At 61.1% G+C, this 16,214-nt stretch carries 15 protein-coding genes; 10 read left to right on the top strand and 5 right to left on the bottom strand.

Annotation, left to right across the window (positions count from 1 at the left end; all coding sequences use genetic code 11):
• Positions 1–34 precede the first annotated feature (34 nt).
• From EFD55_RS15395 to modC, 4 genes are all read left to right on the top strand, one after another.
• Positions 35–634 (top strand): nicotinate-nucleotide adenylyltransferase, encoded by a 600-nt coding sequence (locus EFD55_RS15395; RefSeq protein ID WP_210276204.1) that lies wholly within the window; start codon positions 35–37, stop codon positions 632–634.
• 481 nt (positions 635–1,115) lie between these two features.
• On the top strand, positions 1,116–1,907 hold the full coding sequence (modA, locus tag EFD55_RS15390) for a molybdate ABC transporter substrate-binding protein (protein ID WP_125845915.1): 792 nt from the start codon (positions 1,116–1,118) through the stop codon (positions 1,905–1,907).
• A 108-nt stretch (positions 1,908–2,015) separates the two neighbouring features.
• A complete protein-coding gene (gene modB, locus EFD55_RS15385; protein ID WP_125845914.1) occupies positions 2,016–2,717 on the top strand; it encodes a molybdate ABC transporter permease subunit in 702 nt (233 codons plus the stop codon).
• Complete coding sequence (gene modC, locus EFD55_RS15380; RefSeq protein WP_125845913.1) at positions 2,714–3,781, top strand: molybdenum ABC transporter ATP-binding protein; 1,068 nt, start codon at positions 2,714–2,716, stop codon at positions 3,779–3,781. The genes modB and modC overlap by 4 nt, the downstream gene beginning before the upstream one ends.
• Here the strand turns inward: modC and EFD55_RS15375 are convergent, their stop codons facing one another.
• A complete protein-coding gene (locus tag EFD55_RS15375) occupies positions 3,782–4,156 on the bottom strand; it encodes a winged helix-turn-helix domain-containing protein (RefSeq protein ID WP_125845912.1) in 375 nt (124 codons plus the stop codon). It abuts the gene before it with no gap.
• A gap of 210 nt (positions 4,157–4,366) precedes the next feature.
• Between EFD55_RS15375 and rsfS the strand changes: the two genes are divergently transcribed.
• The 6 genes from rsfS (at position 4,367) to EFD55_RS15345 (ending at position 10,160) form a co-directional block, all read left to right on the top strand.
• A complete protein-coding gene (gene rsfS, locus EFD55_RS15370; protein WP_125845911.1) occupies positions 4,367–4,810 on the top strand; it encodes a ribosome silencing factor in 444 nt (147 codons plus the stop codon).
• Between the two features lie 124 nt (positions 4,811–4,934).
• Positions 4,935–5,417, top strand: a complete 483-nt coding sequence (gene rlmH, locus EFD55_RS15365) for a 23S rRNA (pseudouridine(1915)-N(3))-methyltransferase RlmH (protein ID WP_125845910.1) — start codon at positions 4,935–4,937, stop codon at positions 5,415–5,417.
• A gap of 179 nt (positions 5,418–5,596) precedes the next feature.
• Entirely contained in the window at positions 5,597–7,012 is a 1,416-nt protein-coding gene (locus EFD55_RS15360) for a murein hydrolase activator EnvC family protein (RefSeq protein WP_125846132.1), read from the top strand.
• Entirely contained in the window at positions 7,002–8,324 is a 1,323-nt protein-coding gene (locus tag EFD55_RS15355; protein ID WP_125845909.1) for a S41 family peptidase, read from the top strand. The genes EFD55_RS15360 and EFD55_RS15355 overlap by 11 nt, the downstream gene beginning before the upstream one ends.
• Positions 8,325–8,399: 75 nt before the next feature.
• A complete protein-coding gene (locus EFD55_RS15350) occupies positions 8,400–9,599 on the top strand; it encodes a divergent polysaccharide deacetylase family protein (protein WP_125845908.1) in 1,200 nt (399 codons plus the stop codon).
• 27 nt (positions 9,600–9,626) lie between these two features.
• Complete coding sequence (locus EFD55_RS15345) at positions 9,627–10,160, top strand: RNA pyrophosphohydrolase (protein ID WP_125845907.1); 534 nt, start codon at positions 9,627–9,629, stop codon at positions 10,158–10,160.
• A 153-nt stretch (positions 10,161–10,313) separates the two neighbouring features.
• On the opposite strand, the gene bfr is transcribed toward EFD55_RS15345, so the two are convergent.
• The 4 genes from bfr to EFD55_RS15325 all read right to left on the bottom strand — a co-directional run bounded on the left by bfr (position 10,314) and on the right by EFD55_RS15325 (position 16,205).
• Positions 10,314–10,799: a bacterioferritin gene (bfr, locus tag EFD55_RS15340; protein ID WP_125845906.1), complete on the bottom strand. Its 486-nt coding sequence runs from the start codon at positions 10,797–10,799 to the stop codon at positions 10,314–10,316.
• On the bottom strand, positions 10,765–11,157 hold the full coding sequence (locus tag EFD55_RS33770) for a (2Fe-2S)-binding protein (RefSeq protein ID WP_125845905.1): 393 nt from the start codon (positions 11,155–11,157) through the stop codon (positions 10,765–10,767). The genes bfr and EFD55_RS33770 overlap by 35 nt, the downstream gene beginning before the upstream one ends.
• A 144-nt stretch (positions 11,158–11,301) precedes the next feature.
• Entirely contained in the window at positions 11,302–14,763 is a 3,462-nt protein-coding gene (locus tag EFD55_RS15330; protein ID WP_125845904.1) for an error-prone DNA polymerase, read from the bottom strand.
• Positions 14,760–16,205: a Y-family DNA polymerase gene (locus EFD55_RS15325; RefSeq protein ID WP_281039986.1), complete on the bottom strand. Its 1,446-nt coding sequence runs from the start codon at positions 16,203–16,205 to the stop codon at positions 14,760–14,762. The genes EFD55_RS15330 and EFD55_RS15325 overlap by 4 nt, the downstream gene beginning before the upstream one ends.
• Positions 16,206–16,214: the final 9 nt, after the last annotated feature.

Genomic DNA, 16,214 nt, shown 5'->3' with positions numbered 1-16,214 from the left:
GACGACGGAGACTGTGGACCGACGATATCTCCGCATGCCGCACAGCGAGCGCGGCATGATCGTCGGTCTGTTCGGCGGCTCCTTCAACCCACCGCATGAGGGCCATGCACTTGTCGCCGAGATCGCCATCAAGCGGCTCGGCCTCGACCAGCTCTGGTGGATGGTGACACCAGGCAACCCGCTGAAAAGCCGCAATCTTCTCGCCCCGCTTGCCGAACGCGTCGCTGAGAGCGAACGCATCGCCGCCGATCCGCGCATCAAGGTCACCGCTTTCGAGCAGGCGCTCGGCGTCAGCTACACGGCCAATACGCTTGCCCGCGTCAAGGCCCGCAATCCGCATGTCCATTTCATCTGGATCATGGGCGCCGACAGCCTGCAGACCTTCGACAAATGGCAGAAATGGCAGGAGATCGCCCGCACCTTCCCGATCGCCGTGATCGACAGGCCAGGCGCGACACTCTCCTACCTCTCCTCAAAGATGACGAGAACCTTCGATTTTGCCCGAGTCGATGAGGATGACGCGCGCGTCCTCTGGAAGAAGCCGGCGCCGGCCTGGACCTTCATCCACGGGCCGCGCTCCGGCCTCAGCTCGACGGCAATCCGCAACGGTTCGCGTCCGGGCGCGACCGAATAGCCTGATTTTCAAGAAAGTGCTGGAAACGAGAAAGCCCGACGGGGGAGGATCCGTCGGGCTTATGAACTGGATCGACAACTGGGAGGAGGAGTGTTGTCGATCCTACCGAACGGCTATGGGAGGAGGAGAAGCCGTTTCGATGATTATGTTTTACCATATTCCGCAAGAAGGTGAATATCAATTTGTGCATTGCAGCAATGCAGCCAGCGCAATGCCGACATGCCGAACCTTCGGATGCTGCCGCTTTTATCGGCAAAACCGAATATAATCCCCGTCCATCACGACGGACCTCTTCGGCTGGCGGATGAACTTTCGAATGTTGCTGCCCTTCGAGCCGGTTTTTTCGGGGAGCCATGCGCTTGGGAATATGGAAATACTGATGCGGCCCACCGATCCGGTTATGTTTTCACGGATATATCCCTAGCCAAGATGCGAGCGTCGTTATATTCGTCGAAATATTTCGAATCTGGGGATTAGAACCATGCAGAACCGCCGCCAATGGATGAAACTGGCAACCGCCGCGATCGCGGCTCTTTGGCTCGGCGCGGCAGCGCTTCCGACGCCGGCCGCAGCCGCCGAAAAACTGACCGTCTTTGCGGCAGCGAGCCTCAAGGATGCGCTCGACGCGGCCAATGCCGCTTGGGCCAAGGAAAGCGGCAAGGAAGCTGTCGCCTCCTATGCGGCAAGCGGTGCGCTTGCCAAGCAGATCGAAAACGCGGCTCCCGCCGACATCTTCATCTCGGCCGACCTCGACTGGATGGATTACGTCGCCAAGAAAAACCTGATCAAGGCCGATACCCGTTCGAACCTGCTTGGAAACCGGATCGTGCTCGTTGCCGAAAAGGACAAGGCAAAGCCGGTCGAGATCAAGCAGGGCTTCGATCTTGCGGCTTTGCTCGGTGACGGCAAGCTCGCCATGGGTGAGCCGAAATCGGTTCCGGCAGGCAAATACGGCATGGCCGCGCTGGAAAAGCTCGGCGTCTGGAAGTCCGTGGAAAGCAAGGTCGCCGGCGCTGAAAGCGTGCGCGCCGCTCTTGCCCTGGTCTCCCGCGGCGAGGCGCCCTATGGCATCGTCTACCAGACGGATGCGGCAGCCGATAAGGGCGTCGCCGTGGTCGGCACTTTCCCCGCCGATTCCCATCCGCCGATCATCTATCCGATTGCAATCCTTTCGGAGAGCAAGAACCCGGATGCAGCAGCCTATCTCGACTTCCTCAAATCCGAGAAGGCAGCCGCCTTCTTCACGGCGCAGGGTTTCACGATTCTGAAATAGTCGGGCTTGAAATAGTCGGGGCCCGAAATGATTGCGGAATCGGCTCCCGCAGCTTAGCGTGAAGGCTCGCCTCGGCGAGCCTTCGATTTATCAGGGAGACGGTCGCGTTTGGACATGTTGGGCTTGAGCAATGAGGAATGGACGGCGATCTTGCTCAGCCTGCGCGTCTCGATCGTCGCCATGCTAGCGAGCCTCCCCCTCGGCATTCTCGTCGCCCTGCTGCTTGCTCGCGGCCGCTTCTGGGGCAAGTCGGTGTTGAACGGCATCGTTCACCTGCCACTGATCCTGCCCCCTGTTGTTACTGGTTTTCTTCTTCTCATCCTCTTCGGTCGCCGCGGTCCGATTGGCAGCCTGCTCGACCAGTATTTCGGCATCGTCTTCTCCTTCCGCTGGACAGGTGCGGTGCTGGCTTGCGCCGTCATGGCCTTTCCGCTGATGGTGCGCAGCATCCGCCTGTCGATCGAAGCGGTCGACCGCAAGCTGGAAGAGGCGGCCGGAACGCTTGGGGCCGGTCCGGCCTGGGTCTTCCTGACGATCACCCTGCCGCTGACGCTGCCCGGAATCATCGCCGGAATGATCCTTTCCTTCGCCAAGGCCATGGGCGAATTCGGCGCGACGATCACCTTCGTCTCCAATATTCCCGGCGAAACCCAGACGCTGTCGGCGGCGATCTACACCTTCACCCAGGTGCCGGGCGGCGATGCCGGTGCGCTGCGGCTGACACTCGTCGCCGTCGTCATTTCGATGGCCGCGCTGCTCGCCTCCGAATTCCTTGCCCGCCTCGCCGGTCGGAGGATCGATCCGGAATGACGCTGATCGTCGAGGCAAAACAGAAGCTCGGCGGCTTTTCACTCGACGCCGCCTTCACCTCCGAGCGCGGCGTCACCGCGCTTTTCGGCCGCTCCGGCTCCGGCAAGACGTCGATGATCCGCATCATCGCCGGCCTTGCCCGGCCCGACCAAGGCCGCGTCCTGCTTGACGGCGAAGCCCTGACCGAGACCGCCAAGGGCATCTTCGTCCCCAAACACCGGCGTCGTTTCGGCTATGTCTTCCAGGAAGCGCGGCTGTTCCCGCATCTGAGCGTCCGCGCCAATCTTTCCTACGGCCGCTGGTTCGCGCCGGGAGCGGCAGGCAGCGAGAACTTCGATCACGTCGTCGATCTGCTCGGCATCGAGACGCTGCTCGCGCGCAGCCCCTCCACGCTTTCCGGCGGCGAAAAGCAGCGCGTCGCAATTGGTCGCGCCCTTCTCTCCTCGCCCCGCCTGCTACTGATGGACGAGCCGCTCGCCGCCCTCGATGAGGCGCGCAAGGCCGAGATCCTCCCCTATCTGGAGCGATTGCGCGATCAGACCGACATTCCGATCGTCTATGTCAGTCATGCGATCGCCGAGGTGGCGCGGCTGGCAAATAAGGTGGTCGTGATGAGCGACGGCAAGGTGGAGGCAACCGGTCCGGCCGTCGACATATTGAGCCGCCCGTCTGCGGCTTCCGACCGGCGGGAAGCAGGCGCGCTGCTCGAAGGCACCGTCGAGAGCTTCGACGCACGTCACCACCTGTCGATCGTTGCCCTGAAATCCCGCCGGCTGCATATTCCGAGTGCCGCCCTTGCGTCCGGGAGGCCGGTCCGCATCCGCATCCCGTCCCGCGATGTCATGCTGGCGACCGCAAGACCGGAGGGCCTCAGTGCATTGAACATTCTCGAAGGCAGGATCGAACAGATGTCGCCGGACGAGGACGGAACGGTCGAAATCCGGCTCGACTGCGGCGGCGATGTCATTCTTTCGCGCATCACCGCGCTCTCCTGCGAGCGCCTCGATCTTCACCCCGGCAAAGCCATCTTCGCCGTCATCAAGACGGTTGCCCTTGAGGCCTGATCAGCCGCCGCCGTGGCTCGGATTGCGCTTGCCTTCAAGCCAGGCGAGATCCTCGGCAAGGCTTTCCCGAACCGTCCTTTCCATCCGCCGGAAGCGCTGGAGCAACTCTTCGCCAAACGGCGTCAGCGCCGCGCCGCCGCCCTTTTGCCCGCCGCGCTGCGATTCCACCACCAGTTCGCAAAACATCCGGTTCATCTCGCTGACGAGCAGCCATGCCCGCCGATAGGACATGTCCATTGCCCGCCCCGCCGCCGAGATCGAACCGGTCGAGCGGATGTGCTCCAGAAGCTCCATCTTTCCGTGCCCGAGACGATCCTCGTCCGGGAAACTGATTCGCAGGACGGGAACGAGTGTTTTTGCGGCTGGATCGGTCATCGAATTCTAGGATTGTGGAATTTGCGGCACTTTACGCTCCGGTGTGGAAACTGTACACCGCCCGCGAGAAGCGGCTGGCGTGGCAATATTCTTCAATTCGGACGCAAGAACGGATTTTCAGCCGATCCGTACCTTAGCATGTCTTGAAACATTAATGGTTTGATGCCTATCTTAACCATGATCCGGTCTCGATCGGATCTCGTGTTGTGCATGGTTTGTCATTCCAGGAAAGGGAAAGCACTGACAACAGTACACGCCAAGGGAAAAACGCTCGCCGTTGTCCCGAAGAGTGCGGAACGTGGCGCCGATGCCGCTGCCCGCGCCTTAGAAGCCGTCCTCGCCAGCCTCGAGGACTCCAAAGCTGAAGATATCGTTACCATCGACATTGCCGGAAAATCGGCGCTGGGAGACTACATGATCGTCGTCTCCGGCCGCTCGAGCAGGCACGTCATGGCGATCTCGGATCACCTGCTCACCGACCTTAAGGACGACGGTTTCGGTACGGCCCGCGTCGAAGGTCAGGAAGCCGGCGATTGGATCCTGATCGACACCGGTGACATTATCGTGCATGTGTTCCGTCCCGAAACCCGCGAGTTCTACAACATCGAAAAGATGTGGGCGGCTCCGGATATGGATGAAGAAACACGGCACTGACGGGCGAGCCGGCATTCTGCCCGGCTTGCGCCTGAGACGTGGCATTGACCGGCCGGGAAATATCGCAGACCGGCCTGGGGTGCGATGTGCGCCTCACAATGCCGGCATGAGCGGGAGCGGGTGAATGCGAATTGGTCTTTTTGCTGTGGGACGGCTGAAGTCCGGCCCCGAAAAGGATCTCGTGGCCCGTTATCTCGACCGTTTCGCCAAGGCCGGCCCTGCCGTCGGCCTCGAATTTACCCGTGTTGTCGAAGTGGCCGAAAGCCGCGCCTCCAACGCGGAAACCCGCAAGCGCGAAGAGGCGGCGATGCTTTTGAAATCGCTTGCCGAAGGCAGCATCCTCATTCTTCTCGACGAACGCGGCAAGGCGCTCGACAGCGAAGCCTTCGCAAACCTGCTGGGCAATTATCGCGACCAGGGCAAACGCGAGCTGACGATCGCGATCGGCGGCGCCGATGGCCTCGACCCTTCACTCTACGACCGTGCCGACGCCACGCTCTGCCTGGGCAAGATGACCTGGCCGCACCAGCTCGTCCGCACGCTGATCGCCGAGCAGCTCTATCGCGCCGTCACCATCCTTTCTGGCCATCCCTATCACCGCGTCTGATATCGCGTCGGCCCTGTGCGTCGGCCGCATGCGTCGGATTGTCACGCAGCCGTGTTTTGCCTGGCAGGCGGTTCTTCCTCAAACTTTCTGGCAAAGCGCATCAAATCAGCTTAGTCTCCGCGCGATTTGAGAGAGTGCCCAGATATACAATGACGAGAATAGCAACCAGGCGACGCCGCATGATCCTGCCGGCTATTATGGCAGGTCTTGGCGCGGCGGCTATCGTCGTCTCGGCAAACCCTTTCTCCGTCAGGGCACAGGATACCGCACCCGAAGCGGCGCAACCCGCAGCCGAGCCGGCATCGAGCCCGCCGGCGGCCGAAGCGCCGCCGCCCGATCCGGCGGCCGAACTCGCCGCCAAACGCGACCAGACCCGCGCCGAGCTCGAAACCCTGTCGAAGACCATCAGCCTTTCCTCGGACAAGGTGAGCGAGCTTAAGCAGAGTATCGCCAATCTGGAAAAGAGCACACAAAGCGTCCGCCAGGCGCTGATCGATTCCGCCGCCCGCCGCAAGGGGCTCGAAAAGCAGATCCTCGAAAGCGAGAAGAAGCTTGCCGATCTCGGCGTCAAGGAGGATGGCATCCGCCGTTCCCTGCACGAGCGCCGCGGCCTTCTGGCCGAGGTGCTGGCGGCACTGCAGCGTATGGGCCGCAACCCGCCGCCCGCTTTGCTCGTCACCCCTGACGACGCGCTCGCTTCCGTGCGCAGCGCCATCCTGCTCGGCGCCGTTGTTCCCGGCATCCGCAAGGAGACCGACAAGCTTGCCGCAGACCTCGCAAGCCTTGCCGCACTGCAGAGCGCAAGCGCTGCCGAAAAAGCCGGCCTGACGTCAACGATGACGGACGGTATCGAGGAGGAGCGGCGCATGGACCTGCTGCTTGCCGAAAACGACAAGCTCAGCCGCAGCAGCGCCGCCGAACTCGGGGCCGAAAGGAAGCGCTCGGAGGAGCTGGCAGGCAAGGCGACCAGCCTCGAAGGTCTTGTCGCATCGATGGAATCCGAGATCGCCTCGGTGCGCGAAGCGGCCGCTGCCGCCCGCCAGGCGGAGGAAAACCGCAGGCTCCTGACGGACGAGCAGCGCGCCCAGGCCAAGGCGCTTGCCGACAGCGGTGTGCCCGATAAAAACCGCATTGCGCCCGCATATCCCTTCGGAGAATTGAAGGCGAAATTGGAGCTGCCCGTGGCAGGCGATATCCTGCGCCAGTTCGGCGATGCCGACGGCACCGGGCACGAGGCTATGGGAATGACCGTTGCCACCAATGCGGAGACGGTGGTGACGGCGCCCGCAGATGGTCTGGTGGTTTTCGCCGGCGCTTTCCGCAGTTACGGCCAGATGATCATCCTCGACGCAGGCGACGGATACCACCTGGTCCTCTCGGGAATGGATACAATCAATACCCGTCAGGGAAAATTCGTTTTCTCCGGCGAGCCGCTCGCCGTGATGGGAGCGAAAAGAGTGGCAAGCGCAACTGCATTGGCGCTGGAAACAGACCGGCCAACGCTTTACATTGAATTTCGAAAGGACGGTAAACCGGTCGATTCCCGACCGTGGTGGACCGCCAAAGACACTGGAAAGGCACGCAATGATTCGTAGGGCTTCTCTTGTTCTGGTCGGCGCATTGATGGGTGCGACCGCCATGAGCGTCATCTACTCGGCGGGTGTGCCGGCGGAAGCGGCCGGATCCTCCACATACAAGGAACTCTCGATTTTCGGCGATGTCTTCGAGCGAGTGCGCGCGCAATACGTGACGCCGCCGGCCGAAGACAAGCTGATCGAGAATGCCATCAACGGCATGCTCTCCTCGCTCGACCCGCATTCGAGCTATATGAATGCGAAGGACGCCGAGGATATGCGCACCCAGACCAAGGGTGAGTTCGGCGGCCTCGGCATCGAAGTCACGATGGAAGACGACCTCGTCAAGGTCATCACTCCGATCGACGATACGCCCGCCGCCAAGGCAGGCGTTCTCGCCGGCGACTACATTTCCGAGATCGACGGCCAGTCCGTGCGCGGGCTGAAGCTCGAAGACGCTGTCGAGAAAATGCGCGGCGCCGTCAACACGCCGATCAAATTGACGCTGATCCGCAAGGGCGCCGACAAGCCGATCGAGCTGACGATCGTCCGCGACGTCGTCGCTGTCCAGGCCGTCAAATCGCGTGTCGAGGACGATGTCGGTTATCTCCGCATCATCTCCTTCACCGAAAAGACCTATCCCGACATGGAAAAGGCGATCAAGAAGATCAAGGACACCGTTCCGGCCGATAAGCTGAAGGGTTATGTCCTCGACCTGCGCCTCAATCCGGGCGGCCTGCTTGATCAGGCGATCAACGTTTCCGACGCCCTGCTGGAGCGCGGCGAAGTAGTTTCGACCCGTGGCCGCAATCCTGACGAAACCCGCCGCTTCAATGCCGGCCCGGGCGACCTGACGGATGGCAAGCCGGTTATCGTGCTGATCAACGGCGGTTCGGCTTCCGCATCGGAAATCGTTGCCGGCGCCCTTCAGGACCTGCGCCGCGCCACCATTCTCGGCACGCGCTCTTTCGGCAAGGGCTCGGTCCAGACGATCATCCCGCTCGGCGAAAACGGCGCGCTGCGCCTGACCACGGCGCTCTACTACACGCCGTCGGGCCGCTCGATCCAGGGCACGGGCATCACGCCCGATATCAAGGTCGACGAACCGCTGCCGCAGGAACTGCAGGGCAAGATGGTGACCGAAGGCGAATCCAGCCTGCGCGGCCACATCAAGGGCCAGAGCGAGACCGACGAAGGTTCCGGCTCCGTCGCCTATGTCCCGCCGGATCCGAAGGACGACGTTCAGCTGAACTATGCGCTCGATCTCCTGCGCGGCAAGAAAACTGATCCGGCCTTCCCGCCGAATCCTGATAAGGCCGTCGTCGCCAAGTAATCATCATGCCAAGGCCGGGCACATCGCCCGGCCTTGATCCTTTTGCTGTTTCCCGGTTTTGGAGCGGGCAAGAAATTGGGAACGGACCTGCATGCGCCTCTGGGCCGCAACCGAAAAACCGGCAATCGGCGCCCGGGCGTCCTGCGCTTGGGCCGCATCGCCGCTAGCCTTTGCCTTTTCGCGATAGGCGGTTTTTCCCTCTATACGGCGTTTCGTGGCGAGGGGCTGGAACGCAACCGGCCACCCGCAGCCGAACAAGCGGCGACGCCGCCGTCCAGCACACCTCAACCGCCGCCGCAGACCCCGGCCGGTCAGGCCGCCAACGGCATGCCCCGCGCCGAACCCCAATCGGGCGCCAATGTCGAGCAGATGGTCACCGGCGATGGCACTGTCGTCACCAAATACAGCCCCCGTCCGCGCGACGGCAGCGGGCCTGTCCTGGTCGACGCCATGCAGATCGGCCAGGATCCGCGCATGGCGGCAACACCCAACGAAACACTACTGGAAGAAACGCCCTATGGCAGGCTTCCGATCGTCGGCCCTGACGGCCGACGCCCGATGGATCAATATGCCCGCCCCTCGTCCGGCGCGCGCGGCATCCGCATTGCCATCGTCGTCAGCGGCCTTGGACTGAGCCAGACGGGAACGCAGCGCGCCATCGCCGAATTGCCGGAGGAAATCACCCTCGCATTTGCCGCAAGCGGCAACAGCCTGCAGCGCTGGATGCTGGAGGCCCGTCGCGGCGGTCATGAGATTCTTCTGCAAGTGCCGCTCGAACCCTTTGATTACCCGACCAATGATCCAGGCCCGGAAACCCTGCTGACATCCAAGCCGGTCGCCCGCAATATCGAGAACCTGCACAAGGCGATGGGCGAGATCACCAACTATACCGGCGTCACGAACTATCTCGGCGGCCGATTCCTGTCCGATCCCGCCGCCATGGAACCCGTCATGCGCGATATCGGCAAACGCGGTCTGCTCTTCCTCGACGACGGCACCTCGGCGCAGTCGAAGACGGCGGCAGTCGCCAAGGGAACCGCGCTGCCCTACGCCTTTGCCGACCTGCAGCTCGACGGCCAGCTCGATATCAACGCCATCCTGCAGAAGCTCGACGAACTCGAACGTATCGCCCGCAAGAACGGCCAGGCGATCGGCGTCGCCTCGGCCTTTGACGAAAGCGTCGACGCCATCGCCAAATGGAGCCAGGAGGCGGCGATGCGCGGCATCGAGATCGTCGGCGTCGCCACCCTGACCAGCGACCCCCTGAAGCCTTGAACCACAAATCCGAGAACGGAGAAGAAAATGAGCCAGGCGACAGTGAAAGCAGAGGATCTGCCTTACCGCCCTTGTGTCGGCGTGATGATCTTGAACAGTAACGGCCTGGTCTGGGCCGGGCGGCGTATCCCCGACGGCAATTCTGAATATGACGGCTCGCCGCAGCTCTGGCAGATGCCCCAGGGCGGCATCGACAAGGGTGAGGATCCACTGGATGCCGCCTATCGCGAGCTTTACGAGGAGACCGGTATCAGGACGGTGACGCTGCTTGCCGAGGCGAGGGACTGGATCAATTACGATCTGCCGCCGCAGCTGATCGGCATCGGGTTGAAGGGAAAATTCCGCGGCCAGACGCAACGCTGGTTCGCCTTCCGCTTTGAGGGTGACGAAGGCGAAATCGCCATCAACCCGCCTCCCGGCGGCCATGAGCCGGAATTCGATGCCTGGGAATGGAAGCCGATGCAGGAGCTGCCGAGGCTGATCGTCCCCTTCAAGCGCGCCGTCTACGACCAGGTGGTCGCCGAATTCCAGCATCTGGCGGCACTTCGATCGGAAGACTGATCGCAGGCAGGAGGGACGCTTCCGTTATTGCCTGGCAGGCGGAAAGGTCGCGGCGTCGATGCATCCGGCAAATGCTGGCCGCACTGGTTTCCCGGGTGGTGTCTGAGGAGGGAATACCGGCCGCCCAAGAGGCAGCCGGCATCTTGTGAGAGCTTATTCGGCTTCGTCTGCGGAATCGGCGTTGAGCTGGCCGTATTTGCTTTCGCCGATTTTCTCGAGCAGATCGAGCTGTGTTTCGAGGAAGTCGATATGACCCTCCTCATCCGCAAGCAGCTCTTCGAAGAGTTTCATCGAAACGTAATCGCCGGCTTCGTGACAGATATCACGCGACTTCTTGTAGGCCGTGCGGGCGTCATACTCGCCGGCAAGATCGGCCTCCAGAACTTCCTTGACGTTCTGGCCGATGCGCAAGGGGGCGAGGGTCTGCAGATTGGGATGGCCTTCAAGGAAGATGATGCGTGCAACGAGCCGGTCGGCATGATGCATCTCTTCGATGGATTCGGCGCGCTCCTTCTTGGCGAGCTTGGTGTAGCCCCAGTCTTCAAGAAGGCGATAGTGAACCCAATATTGATTGACCGCCCCGAGCTCGAGGAACAGAGCCTCGTTAAGCCGCTCGATGACTTTTTTGTCGCCTTTCAATGTCCGCTCTCCTGTTTTCCTCGTGGAATTGTTTCAAGCGGGACATGAAATCAAATATCTCGTCTTCCGTCGAGTGGCGACGGGCGTGATATTCCTCGGTCGTCTGGATAATGATGTCGACCACATTGGGGAAGCAGCCGCAGCAGCGACCGCGCTTTTCCATGGCGTGATAGACCTTCGCAGGCACGATAAGCTGCCAACAGTCTTGATCGAGAAGGTCGGTAATGACCTGCCGGATTTCCTGGTCGGTTATATAATTGCAGCTGCAGACGAGCACGTCTTCATTCCAAACATGACACTGACTATCTTGTTTTCTGCTAAAGAAGATGGTGGCTGTCAAGAAAAAATTCGAGGCCATGTCATCGAGTCGCAGCCGCCGAATGGCACTCCGGAGGCGGATCATTTCTAGCGAATCGGCCTCAAATCTGAATCCCTATCTAAATCAAAGGAGTAGAGTATGGCGTCGTCCGAAAGACGCGTGACGCTTTTTTAGCATCACTCTCTAATGGAAATTCCGCCCCCGAGGCATGACCTCGGCGGTTTCTGCCACGGCCACGCGGCCGCCTGCCGCGGCTACGCGTTTTTCCAGCTCCGCTTTTTCCTGCGCATGAGCGCTCTTTTTCTGCCGCTGATCGACACCCGGCCTCAGCACCTCGTCTGCCCGCTCGCAGACACCGAAACGCCGGGCCTCGCGTTGCAGGATACCGAGCGCCGGCGTCATGTCCTCGATATGCTCGACGACCGTATGGATCACCCCGCTCTGGCTTTGCAGCCTGCCGCGGATTTTCACCAGCCGGGCGCCCATGACGACTGCCCGGTATTTGTCGAATACCTTGTTCCAGACGATGGCATTGGCGACCCCGGTCTCGTCCTCCAGCGTCATGAAGATCACTCCGTTGGCCGAACCGGGCCGCTGGCGCACCAGCACCAGGCCGGCGATCGTCACCCTCTTTCCGTTCGGCACCGTCAGGAGATCGACATTGCGCGTGATGCCCATCTTCTGAAGATCCTCCCGCAGGAAAGAGACAGGATGCGCTTTCAGCGACAGGGAGAGATAACGATAATCCTCGATCACCTGCTCGCCCGGCTGCATGTCCGGCAGTTTAGTCGCAGGCTCAGCCTGGAGGTCGACATGACGGACCTGCTCGAAAAGCGGCAACTCCTCGGTCGCGCTCTTCACGTCAAGCGCCCGCACCGCCCAGAGCGCCTCGCGTCGCGATAGATTAATGGATCGGAACGCATCCGCATCCGCCAGTCGCTCGATGACGGATTTCTGCAAGCCGGACCGCAGCCAGAGATCGCGCACCGAACTGTAGCCTTCGCCTCGATTCTCGACGAGCCGTTTCATATCGTCTACCGACAGGCCCTTAATCTGCCGAAAACCCAGCCGCACGGCATGTCGGCTCCTGATGATTTCGCGCATCTTCTCATGCCGGAAATCGACGGCCTTCCGATCGAAGGCAGCCTCTTCCAGGGCGCAATCCCAGTCCGATTCATTGATATCGACCGGCAGGATCTTTATCCCGTGCTCACGCGCATCCCGCACCAGCTGCGCCGGTGCATAAAACCCCATCGGCTGTGAGTTCAGCATCGCCGCGCAGAAGACATCGGGATAATAGGCCTTGAGCCATGAAGAGGCATAGACGAGCAGCGCGAAGGACGCGGCATGACTTTCGGGGAAGCCATATTCGCCGAAGCCCTTGATCTGGTTGAAGCATTGTTTCGCGAACTCAAGATCGTAGCTCTTTGCGACCATTCCCTCGATGAACCGCTTCTCGAAATTGCCGATCGTGCCGGTTCTCTTGAATGTCGCCATCGCTCTGCGAAGCTTGTCGGCCTCCGCCGGCTCGAAACCGGCGGCGGTGATCGCGATCTGCATCGCCTGCTCCTGGAACAGCGGCACGCCGAGGGTTCTTTCGAGGACCGTTTTCAGCTCCTCGCTCGGATATTCGATCGGGATGTCCTTGGCCTTCTGATCCCGGCGCTTCAGGTAGGGATGCACCATGTTGCCCTGGATCGGCCCTGGCCGGACGATCGCCACTTCGATGACGAGGTCGTAGAATATTTTTGGCCGAAGACGCGGCAGCATGCTCATCTGCGCCCGGCTTTCGATCTGGAAGACGCCGAGCGTATCGGCCCGGCCCATCATTTCGTAAACCGGCTTGCCTTCTTCCCCATGCTCCTTGTTGCCGAGGTCTGCGAGCGTCTTCTTCACATCGTAATGCAGTTCAAGCAGCGAAAAGGCCTTCCGCAGGCAGGTCAGCATGCCGAGCGCCAGCACATCCACCTTGAGGATCTTGACGTTGTCGAGGTCGTCCTTGTCCCACTCGATCATGTATCGATCCGGCATTGCCGTCTTCATGATCGGCACCACCTCGTCGAGCCTGTCGCGCGTGATGACGAAGCCGCCGACATGCTGAGTGAGGTGACGGGGGAAACCGAGAAGTTCGGACGCATATTTCAGCACGTTCTGCGTCACCGGATCCTTGATGTCGAGACCGGCCGCTTTTGCATCCCGCTCCGAAAGATTATCCTCCGACCAGCCCCAGACAAGGCTGCTGATCGCCGACTGGACATCCTCCGACAGCCCGAAGGCCTTGGCGACCTCGCGGCCCGCCGAGCGGGTACGGTAGGTGGTCACACCCGCCGTCAACCCTGCATGTTCTCTCTTGTAATTTCTATAGATGAACTGAATGACCTCTTCGCGCCGGTCGTGCTCGAAATCGACGTCAATGTCAGGCGGCTCGTCGCGATCCATCGAAATGAAGCGGTCGAACAAGAGCGTACTCTTTTGAGGATCGACTTCCGTTATCTCGAGGCAATAGCAGATGACCGAATTTGCCGCCGACCCCCGCCCCTGACATAGGATCTTCTCGTTACGGGCGTGCTGAATGATCCTGTAAACAGTCAGGAAATAAGAGGCGTATTTCTTCTTTCCAATCAGATCGAGTTCATACTCGATCTGCGGCGCAACCTTGTCCGGGATACCCTCGGGATAGCGTTTTGCTGCTCCCGCTCTCGTCAATCTTTCGAGGGTCTCCTGCGGTGTTTCGCCGGGATCGTTTTCCGGCGGATAATTGTGCTCCAGTTCCTTCAGCGAAAAAGTCAGCCTGTTGAAGAAGGCCTGCGTATTCTCGAACGCATCGGGATAATCCCGGAAGATCCGGGCCATTTCACGTGAATCCTTGAGGTAGCGTTCGGCATTCGGCGCCAGAAGGAATCCGGCTTGCGGTATCTGCACATGCTCCCGGATCGCGATCACGATATCCGAAAGCGGCCGGCGCTCAGGATGATGGTAAAGCGGCTGGTTGGTCACAATCAGTGGCACGCGATTTCGGGCAGCAAGCATGGCAAGCACCGCAAAGACCTGCCTGTCCCGGCCGTCATAGGCTGGCGCCAGCGCCATAAAAAATGCCTTGCGGAATCGCCTGCGAAAGCGCTCCAGATAATCTTCCAGCACCGACTGAGCGGTCTGCTGATCGACAACGGTGCGGTCGGGAACGAGGGCAAGCATCATCTCGTCCCCCCATTCCATCAGTTCCGCTTCCGTCAGCATGCAGCTTCCCTTGACCGCTTCCTCCTTCAGATTGCCGGCGCTGAGAAGACGGCAAAGGTTCGCCCAGCCTCGTCGATTGCGGGGATAGGCGAGGATATCAGGTGTTCCATCGGAAAAGACGAGACGGGCGCCCGGCTGAACCCGGATAGGATCGAGGATCTCCTCCTTTTTTCCTTCCTTCTTCGCCTGGGCCATAATCTCATCCCGGTTCTTGTATCTCTCCTCAAGCTGCAGCGCCTGCGCATGCGCCCTGACCACGCCGGCAACCGAATTCCGGTCCGCAATCCCGAGACCACCGAGCCTGAGACGGGCGGCCTGCACGACCATCTCTTCCGGGCCGGAGGCGCCTTCGAGAAACGAGAAATTCGTCCTCACGCCGATCTCGCAAAATGCGGGCTCCCTTCTCATGCAAACACACCATGCATGAACCAGCGAGGATAGAATTCCTGACCATAGAAACCGCGGCGATAAATCCAGAAGCGATGCCCGATCTCGTCCTCGATGCGGAAATAGTCACGCGCCTCGGCGTCGTCCCCATCGATCCACCACTCCATGGCAATCCGTTCCGGCCCTTCACTTCTGGCCACCTGATGCTGCAGGCGCCGCCAGCGGAAGATCTGCGGCGGACCATCGGGCACTTCGGCCAACATGATTTCCACCGGCTCCGGCGTTGCAAAAAGCCGCAGCGGACGCTCTTCGCGGAAAGGAAGGTCGATGTCCTGCTCCGCCTTCCGCCTGGGAAGGTTCTCCATGACGGGAACCGTGATGACGGCGCGTTCGGGGACATGGCTCTCGCGGAGCTGGAAACTTTGCAGGCAATCCGCACCCAGCCGGGCCGAGACCCGGTCGACGAAGACAGAAAGCGATATCTCTCCCTGACGGCCGCCCTCGAAATCACCCTGTGCCTCGTTGAAGGGATCATGCCGCAACACATTCAGCCGCAGGATCTCGAAACCATAGCCGGCATCGAGATCGTCATAGACCGCTTGCAATCGCTCAGAAAAAAGCCCGGCGATAAGCTTCGGTTCGCGAAGCGGCTGAGAAGCGCCGACGGAAATACGGAAGACCCTACCGTCGACGCGAAACAGGACCAGTTCAAACACCCGTCCGCCGGCTCCCCGCGCCTCCAGCGACGGCTGCAGCGACATGGCCACCTGCCTGGTCAGGGCAAGGATCTGCTCTTCCGTGCCGATGGGCTCGATCAGGCGGTTTTCGGCCGAGAGGCTGGCGACGGGACGCCGGGGTGAGACCGGCTCCTCTTCACGTCCCAGCGCCTGGTCGAGGCGCAGAAGTAGTTCCGGACCGAACCGGCGGGTCAGCGGCGCGCGCGGCGCATCAATGACGTCGCCGACATATTTGAGACCGAGTTTCTTCAGGGCATCGACGGTTTGACCTTCCAGCCGCAAGGCTGCGACCGGCAGGGACACCAGCACATGTTCCGCCGCCTCATCCTCGATCACGCCGCTTTGCCCGAAGCGGGATACGGCCCAGGAATGACCTGGTGACGATGAGACCGCGCCCCGCGCATCGATCCCCATGTGAAAGAGCCGCGACAGGACATCCTTAAGAAGCGCCTTTTCACCGCCGAAGAGATGAGCGCAGCCAGTAATGTCGAGAAACAGGCCGTCCTTGCCGTCGAACGCCACGAGCGGCGTATAACGGTCGCACCAGTCGGCAATTGCCTCCAGCAGCCGACGGTCGGCCGCCGGGTCCTCTTCCACGATCTCAAGCGTCGGGTACATGGCGCGCGCTTCGGCAACGCCCTGCTCCTTCTTCAACCCCAGCCTCTCGGCCAACTCGTCCAGTGCCGTCAGTCGCATGGCATTGTTGAGCTTGCCGGAACAGACGATGGGCGGCGC

This window comes from Rhizobium pisi, from assembly GCF_003938655.1.
GTDB lineage: Bacteria > Pseudomonadota > Alphaproteobacteria > Rhizobiales > Rhizobiaceae > Rhizobium > Rhizobium pisi.
This window is presented reverse-complemented; position numbering and strand designations above follow the sequence as displayed.